Here is a 1,047-nt window from a genome sequence, read left to right as displayed (position 1 = left end):
CAGCGTGTTCGCGCTGTCATCTCCATTTATGCCATTGGGGATGACAATCGGGTCTGGGATCAACACCACTGGCGGGCTTACTACCTCGATCGCGCTTCCGAACTCTGCGGGACGGATGTCGGCCCCCTCGATGATCGCCACCAGCGGACGTCCGGGATCGGTCCATTTTCCGGCCCATGCCTCCTGGCCGGACGAGACCGACCATAAGTCGACGAAGCTCGCCATCGGACCGATCTGCCAGACATTGCCCTGCATGTCGGCCGGTCCAAATTTCGCAACCTGTTTTCCGTCGATATAGAAGGTAGCATCCTTCTCGGTCACGGACACTTCGTATGTGTGCATCCCTTTCGACGCGTCGAAGCCGAGATCGATGATGCTCCGCTTCTGCGCCTCGGGGGTCAGGACCATGTGCTCGCCCTTGGCATTCTCCATATGGATCGCGAGTTGGACTTTGGTCGTGTCTCCGCCGACGAACTCAAAGTCGAACTCGACCCACGGATCGTTCTTCCAGTCCGCCTTGTAGGTGAACATGCCGAAGACCGCCCCAGGCGCCATGACCGGCGCTTGGGCCGTCCAGCTCCAAGTGCCGGTCGTTGCAATCTCGTTGGACTGCACCTCCGCACCGAGATAGGGTCTGGAAGAGCCGGCAGGGGCCTTGGTCAGAGAAAGACTTACATCACCGTTTGCCGCAACGCTGACGTTGTTGGCTGACCATGACATGTTGTTTGTCTGACCCGCATCCCATTCCGAGATGAGCCAGCTGTCAGGCGTGCTTTTCTGGCTTAGTTTGTACAGGCTCAGATCATATTCATCGGACGATGCCGGCGGGGTGGGCGCAGGAGCAAAAACCGGACCGACATCGGCCAAATTTTTGGGTGACACGCCATTGAAGGTGAAGTTCACGCCGGTCAGCGCCGATTTCGCGACGCCTTGGAAGAGGATGCTATCGCCGCCCTCGAAGACCATGCGGGTGCCGCCGGACTCCGAGATCAGGCTGGTATAGCCAGAATAGCCTCTGACATCGACCATCTCTCCGGCGCGGGCGTC

The 1,047-nt window shown here is 59.1% G+C and carries 1 protein-coding gene; it reads right to left on the bottom strand.

All coding sequences use genetic code 11. The features are described from left to right. A partial coding sequence (locus TW83_RS19520; RefSeq protein ID WP_157001781.1) for a family 16 glycosylhydrolase occupies positions 1–1,047 on the bottom strand: 1,047 nt, incomplete at both ends.

The organism is Paracoccus sp. S4493, assembly GCF_000967735.1.
Taxonomy (GTDB): domain Bacteria; phylum Pseudomonadota; class Alphaproteobacteria; order Rhodobacterales; family Rhodobacteraceae; genus Paracoccus; species Paracoccus marcusii.
This window is presented reverse-complemented; position numbering and strand designations above follow the sequence as displayed.